Origin of the sequence: Piscibacillus sp. B03 (assembly GCF_052246295.1) — a bacterium.
Lineage (GTDB): Bacteria > Bacillota > Bacilli > Bacillales > Alkalibacillaceae > Piscibacillus.
On record NZ_JBQQCO010000049.1, the window covers coordinates 1 to 5,031 of the forward strand.

13 protein-coding genes are annotated in these 5,031 nt (G+C 33.1%); 1 reads left to right on the top strand and 12 read right to left on the bottom strand.

Annotated elements, in window-relative coordinates:
• Positions 1-361 precede the first annotated feature (361 nt).
• The 4 genes from ACTWQB_RS16550 to ACTWQB_RS16565 form a co-directional block, all read right to left on the bottom strand.
• Positions 362-583, bottom strand: a complete 222-nt coding sequence (locus tag ACTWQB_RS16550; RefSeq protein WP_443140269.1) for a hypothetical protein — start codon at positions 581-583, stop codon at positions 362-364.
• 16 nt (positions 584-599) lie between these two features.
• Positions 600-737, bottom strand: a complete 138-nt coding sequence (locus ACTWQB_RS16555; RefSeq protein WP_443140270.1) for a hypothetical protein — start codon at positions 735-737, stop codon at positions 600-602.
• Positions 738-809: 72 nt separating this feature from the next.
• Positions 810-1,025 carry a hypothetical protein gene (locus tag ACTWQB_RS16560; RefSeq protein WP_443140271.1) on the bottom strand — a complete coding sequence of 72 codons (216 nt, stop codon included), beginning with the start codon at positions 1,023-1,025 and terminating at the stop codon, positions 810-812.
• 42 nt (positions 1,026-1,067) lie between these two features.
• Entirely contained in the window at positions 1,068-1,331 is a 264-nt protein-coding gene (locus ACTWQB_RS16565; RefSeq protein WP_443140272.1) for a hypothetical protein, read from the bottom strand.
• Positions 1,332-1,488: 157 nt separating this feature from the next.
• Here ACTWQB_RS16565 and ACTWQB_RS16570 point away from each other — a divergent pair, with 157 nt between their 5' ends.
• A complete protein-coding gene (locus ACTWQB_RS16570; RefSeq protein ID WP_443140273.1) occupies positions 1,489-1,908 on the top strand; it encodes a hypothetical protein in 420 nt (139 codons plus the stop codon).
• A 65-nt stretch (positions 1,909-1,973) separates the two neighbouring features.
• On the opposite strand, the gene ACTWQB_RS16575 is transcribed toward ACTWQB_RS16570, so the two are convergent.
• The 8 genes from ACTWQB_RS16575 to ACTWQB_RS16610 form a co-directional block, all read right to left on the bottom strand.
• Positions 1,974-2,129 carry a hypothetical protein gene (locus ACTWQB_RS16575; RefSeq protein ID WP_443140274.1) on the bottom strand — a complete coding sequence of 52 codons (156 nt, stop codon included), beginning with the start codon at positions 2,127-2,129 and terminating at the stop codon, positions 1,974-1,976.
• A gap of 45 nt (positions 2,130-2,174) precedes the next feature.
• The gene (locus ACTWQB_RS16580) at positions 2,175-2,411 is read right to left on the bottom strand and encodes a hypothetical protein (protein WP_443140275.1); all 237 of its coding nucleotides are present in this window, start codon (positions 2,409-2,411) and stop codon (positions 2,175-2,177) included.
• Between the two features lie 15 nt (positions 2,412-2,426).
• Entirely contained in the window at positions 2,427-2,753 is a 327-nt protein-coding gene (locus ACTWQB_RS16585; protein WP_443140276.1) for a hypothetical protein, read from the bottom strand.
• 179 nt (positions 2,754-2,932) lie between these two features.
• On the bottom strand, positions 2,933-3,148 hold the full coding sequence (locus ACTWQB_RS16590) for a hypothetical protein (protein ID WP_443140277.1): 216 nt from the start codon (positions 3,146-3,148) through the stop codon (positions 2,933-2,935).
• Positions 3,149-3,760, bottom strand: coding sequence for a hypothetical protein (locus ACTWQB_RS16595; protein ID WP_443140278.1), 612 nt, complete (start codon positions 3,758-3,760; stop codon positions 3,149-3,151).
• Between the two features lie 92 nt (positions 3,761-3,852).
• On the bottom strand, positions 3,853-4,248 hold the full coding sequence (locus ACTWQB_RS16600; protein WP_443140279.1) for a hypothetical protein: 396 nt from the start codon (positions 4,246-4,248) through the stop codon (positions 3,853-3,855).
• Between the two features lie 34 nt (positions 4,249-4,282).
• The gene (locus ACTWQB_RS16605; protein ID WP_443140280.1) at positions 4,283-4,579 is read right to left on the bottom strand and encodes a hypothetical protein; all 297 of its coding nucleotides are present in this window, start codon (positions 4,577-4,579) and stop codon (positions 4,283-4,285) included.
• Position 4,580: 1 nt separating this feature from the next.
• Entirely contained in the window at positions 4,581-4,871 is a 291-nt protein-coding gene (locus ACTWQB_RS16610) for a hypothetical protein (RefSeq protein WP_443140281.1), read from the bottom strand.
• Between the last annotated feature and the right edge of the window lie 160 nt (positions 4,872-5,031).

The following is a 5,031-nucleotide window of genomic DNA, read 5'->3' on the forward strand; positions in this document are numbered from 1 at the left end:
CCCTTGATATAGAGCTTTTTATACAAATGTTATAAAACACCCAAATGTCATTTAACAGTTGTTGGTTATATAATTGAGTTTTAAACTTAACAATTAGGTTATATCCTGGACAATTAAGTTATATACTAAGTGTCTTTAAAGTTGTGATCTGTACAATTAAATCATAAACTATCGTAACTGATATTACAATAAATGACGATATAATACTGTGATTCTGTCAATCAATCTCGTATGTCTAATGTCGCTTCATGTACCCCCTTTACATAGTGTACAACTTTATTTTATTTGCACATGCACATGATATCCGATTATAGGGTATATTGGTTTAATTCTTCGTTCAAATACACTACCATGTAAATCATTAATACGTCGTAAGTAGCGATGTTAACTTGTTATAGCAATCTTCTAAATCAGAAGCGGCTACATGCTCATCATCCGAGGTTATTTCATAGAACTTAGCCTCATTAATAGATATATGATAAGCTTCTACCGTCATGGACGTTGATTCAGTCACTGAAGATAGTTTTTGATATAACGGATCTTCTTCTTTTTGAATAAAGTCATATAAAGACAATTGTTCCATTCTCCATCACCTTTTCTTATATTAATGAGTCAATATCATTCAGTTGTTTAAACTCTTTAAGAATATATTTAAGCTGCGCTTCATTTTGGATACTACGTTCATCTGTAGAGAATAAATGCTGTCCTTTTTTAAAGACTGATAGTTCAAAATACATGATAGACTCCCTTTCTAACTGTGTTGTTGTAATCGTGATAGCACCTACTCAATGTCGCTAAGTGATTAAATATTAATATAGTCTTTTTAAGACGACGAGATGTTGATTGTGAACGGCTAACCATTTTCGACGAATGAGGTCTTTTAATGTTATCCTAATATCCTCTTCTGTCCTTCCTGTTCTTCTCATTAACATCACTAACGATGGGGAAATTCCTTTTCGATTGCTATTCTGGATAATCGTTATGAGTTTACGTTCCAAGTGAGATAAATCTCGAATTGTTTCCATCCATAACCCTTCTTTTCTAGATGTTTGTTATCGTTTATTCGTTTAAGCTTTCAATGTAACTTTTGTTACCGTTCTTTCAGCATTTGTTTTAATATAATAAGTTTGACCTTCGTAATCGTATGCTGATAACAACATATTATCGTTACGTAAAGCCGCTTCATTCACCATTTTATCCTCATAAGAAACATTCCCCCAGTCTCCTTCTGCATGACGGTCTAGTGATGTGAGAATGTGATCATGGTCCACAACATCTCTTACGTCTGATAAAATAGTTATTTCGCCTAAATTAACAACAAGTGTTTTCATTGTAATCCTCCTCTGTCTTCTTTTCGTGAATTAAAATCTGACATACACGATAGACTCGAATTGCGTAATTTTTTTCAGAAATATCACATATTTTTTGTTGACTAACACGGTCAACCGTTGCATCATATAATTAACAAATCAAAAGGAGATGTTAATTATGTTAGAAAATGTTCAAGCGTTATTTAATAAGAAATTAAGCACTTATGAAATCGCTAAACAAACAGGAGTAGCAGAACAAACGGTACGAGATTTAAGAAACGGAAAATCAGATTTAGCAAATGCAAAATTCAAAACGATTAAAGCATTAAACGATTATTATGCTGAGCACTTCACTTTACCTACTTTCAATACGGTTACTATTAATACAGAAGATATTGAAAAAATTGAAGTGATCAAAGAGATAAACGCTAATAATGATAGCGTTGTAGGTCGTGATGAAGGTGATCAAAAAATTGTTGTTTCAAAAATTAATGGTATCGTTTATAGCGTTGCTTATGAATATGATGGTGTTGCAGATGGTGAAAAATACTTTACAGACAAAGATGAAGCTTACAGATATGCTGATTATCTACTTTAATCCCTCAATATCGAGGGGTTTTTTATTGCACATTTTCCGTCTGATGCATTTTGGTGTCGTAATGTTCAATACTCTTGCCTTACTTTCACTTTTCGTATCTTGGCTTTCGGATTGTTCGCCTTAAACTTCTTAATTGCAGTTTCTTCATCAACTGCACCGACTCCATGACGATAAATCGCTCTTAAAGGTGGTATTTCATATTCAATTTCATATATCACCATAATTACTTTTCTCCTTCACATAATGGGTCTTATATTCATTCTTCATTAATTTGGAAGTATGGATTCCCATATCGTGACAATGGTGAATGTATCAAATAAGACATAGCGTATTACATCCCAAAAAGCAGCCCCAATAAGTAAAAATACAAATTTAGCAAGTATATTAAATCTTGGTCCTACGTTAATATGCATCATCAGATGAACAGGTAATAAGTCTATTAATGCAAAGGCTGCTAGAAGCAAATAGCCACTCACTATAATGATAATGATCCATTCAAGCATAACGTTGTCGCTCCTTTAAACTGATTGATGCTGTCTAAACTTTATTTCACGGTATGTTATCATGGCAAACTTAGGTAATGACATGAATAATCCATAAAAGAAAGCGAAAAACAAAAAGACAAAAAATGAGACCGGGATAAACCAAACAGCTAATGCCGATATAATATTTGTGAAACGATCCCAAAAAAACAAACCACCATATAATAGCGTTAAGCCTGTCCAACCCCCGACTATCATGGTTAAGGGTGTTAGCAAATTAAACGTTTGAAAAAATTCCGTTCCAAATACAATCGCTCCAAACATTAACGCAATGATGTTGGTTTTAAAGCTCGGCTGTATCATTTAATCACCTCTCTTGTGTTACTTACCAATATTATCTATTAATTTGATACTATTGTACACATCATTTATGCACTTTTCAACTATTTTATAACAAAATACTAAAAATAACCTGTTTAATCTGCTGTTATTCGCCATCGAGAGCATAAAAAAAGAAGCGGAAAAAACCGCTTCTTGTAAACTTAAATAGCTTTCGAACTTACTGCTTTTTTGTAATCCTCATAATCATGTATGGGTGTAACTGCTTGCCTAAAATATCCAATATCATGAACCCAAACATCACCATTTTCCCTTACAAAAAAATTTTCTCCTATATAAGAATGATAATGTTTACTTTCTTTAAATTCCTGTCTTGATTTTTTTGCCCATTCTGTGTGTATTTTAAGTAGATTTTTCATTTAATGATCTCCTCTCTTAAATAAGCTAGGTAGTTTATTAGAATTCCCTGGTTTACTTTTGCTCTTTACTTTTATAATATCGATTGATGAAAACTCGTCTTTCGGAATCAACTTGATTCTTGTTTGATCGTATCTTTCGACTAATTCAATAACCCCATCATTGTGAACCTCAAGAATTTTATATTCTGTATCCTGAAATTGTATTATATACTCTGTAGAACTCTTCCAAAGGAACTTTTTAATAAGTGGTACTATTAGTTTTAATATTAACCCAACTACAAGAATCGATAGTACAAATGTCATACACCATACTGCTACAAAATCTTCGTTTAAAGTATTACCTTCTATAAAGAAGTTATCTTCTGAATAGGTAGCCACAATACTTGAAATAATAAGTGAACTTAAGATAATAATATCTACTTCTCTCGAAAGTATTTGAGCAGGTGTACGAAGTGCATTCTCTAAATCACTACTTACTATGTTGCTGACCATAGTAATTAATTTTTTAGTTATAAAAATTGTTAAAGCTATTAAACCAATAGCAATAATGGATTCACTTAAGTTTTCACCTTCGATTAACATTTTAATAAGATCTACAACTGATTCAAACATGATAAAACACTCTCCCATATGTTGGTTGTTTTTTAAAATGAAACCTCTCATACTAAATCAGTCTTCCATTTTGAAAGACTGATCCGTACACTTTAATACGTTTGTTGAAACTTTTTGAATTCATTTTTATAGAACTCAAAGTTTTTAGCTGGAATAGGTGAATACTCGCTAAGCAATGTCCCGGAAATAGGGTGACGACATTCATGAAACGGAATGCGCTCCCAATTTAATAACCAGTCCCCTAACGATTGACCGCCATCATCATGAACATTAACAGTCACACTCTCAAATTCCACTCCATTTCCAAAAGCATCACGTTTATAAACCGCATATTCTTGGAAGCGGTCTGGATCACTTGAAAACGATCTATTGACTAGAAACAGGGAACCTATTTCAAAATACTGATTAGGAATTTGTGTGTGCTCGTTAAGTTTTTTGGCCAACTCATAAATATCCTTCTTATTGACGTTATTTAATACTGAACTCATCAAATCAACCCTTTCAAAAATAGTTTGTTTGTTACTAAGAGGTTAGCTGTTTGTCATAGCTAACAAGAGATGCAGGTTCACACACAGGACAAGGATCTCCGTCAAATGCTGTCCAATAAATATAGCCTGCAAATGGTACTTCATCATTCTCAATGTCTAGAGCTTCAACTATAGCTTGTTTACGCATACCTCTTCGAAAACACTCAACTAATAAACGAAGTTTAGAGTCATAGTAATCGCCCGTATCTTCATTAAAAAAGACACCTTCACCGTCTTCTAATCGACGTTGAGTGTCCTCTGTGAAAACACATGTGCAATTGTTCATACTCATATTAAACCCTCCAATATTCTTTCCAATTGTTTGGTACATCTTCTACGCAATCTAAATAGTCACCAACTGTTTTTTGTTGAGCATCTTTGACCAGTCCGTCTTGGATGATGTAAACAAATACTTTAGTGTTTCGATCAAGACGATAACCTTCAATGATGGCTAACATGAAACTTTCAGCCACATCACGATTAACGTCTTCTACACCATCGACATAACGTAGGCCTTTGTTAGATGTTTCGTACAACTCAGCGGTGAAATATAGATCGTCTTTCTCAAATAGATGAATGTTCATATAAGTTCTCCTTTCAAGTTAATGTTTACTATTTCCGTTCTTTTTGAAAACAAAAAAGACAACCTTTAAGGTGTTTGTTAGTACAAAAAGCAGTACTGACAAGCAACCCAAAGGTTGTCAATTAATGATTAATATACATACTTCTGCCAAGAGGCAGTTG

Excerpts from the sequence above, each read along its gene's own strand:
- ACTWQB_RS16595 (WP_443140278.1), bottom strand. The coding sequence starts at position 3,760 with ATGTTTGAATCAGTTGTAGATCTTATTAAAATGTTAATCGAAGGTGAA.
- ACTWQB_RS16560 (WP_443140271.1), bottom strand. The coding sequence starts at position 1,025 with ATGGAAACAATTCGAGATTTATCTCACTTGGAACGTAAACTCATAACG.
- ACTWQB_RS16605 (WP_443140280.1), bottom strand. The coding sequence starts at position 4,579 with ATGAGTATGAACAATTGCACATGTGTTTTCACAGAGGACACTCAACGT.
- ACTWQB_RS16575 (WP_443140274.1), bottom strand. The coding sequence starts at position 2,129 with ATGGTGATATATGAAATTGAATATGAAATACCACCTTTAAGAGCGATT.
- ACTWQB_RS16610 (WP_443140281.1), bottom strand. The coding sequence starts at position 4,871 with ATGAACATTCATCTATTTGAGAAAGACGATCTATATTTCACCGCTGAG.
- ACTWQB_RS16590 (WP_443140277.1), bottom strand. The coding sequence starts at position 3,148 with ATGAAAAATCTACTTAAAATACACACAGAATGGGCAAAAAAATCAAGA.
- ACTWQB_RS16580 (WP_443140275.1), bottom strand. The coding sequence starts at position 2,411 with ATGCTTGAATGGATCATTATCATTATAGTGAGTGGCTATTTGCTTCTA.
- ACTWQB_RS16600 (WP_443140279.1), bottom strand. The coding sequence starts at position 4,248 with ATGAGTTCAGTATTAAATAACGTCAATAAGAAGGATATTTATGAGTTG.
- ACTWQB_RS16565 (WP_443140272.1), bottom strand. The coding sequence starts at position 1,331 with ATGAAAACACTTGTTGTTAATTTAGGCGAAATAACTATTTTATCAGAC.
- ACTWQB_RS16570 (WP_443140273.1), top strand. The coding sequence starts at position 1,489 with ATGTTAGAAAATGTTCAAGCGTTATTTAATAAGAAATTAAGCACTTAT.
- ACTWQB_RS16585 (WP_443140276.1), bottom strand. The coding sequence starts at position 2,753 with ATGATACAGCCGAGCTTTAAAACCAACATCATTGCGTTAATGTTTGGA.
- ACTWQB_RS16555 (WP_443140270.1), bottom strand. The coding sequence starts at position 737 with ATGTATTTTGAACTATCAGTCTTTAAAAAAGGACAGCATTTATTCTCT.
- ACTWQB_RS16550 (WP_443140269.1), bottom strand. The coding sequence starts at position 583 with ATGGAACAATTGTCTTTATATGACTTTATTCAAAAAGAAGAAGATCCG.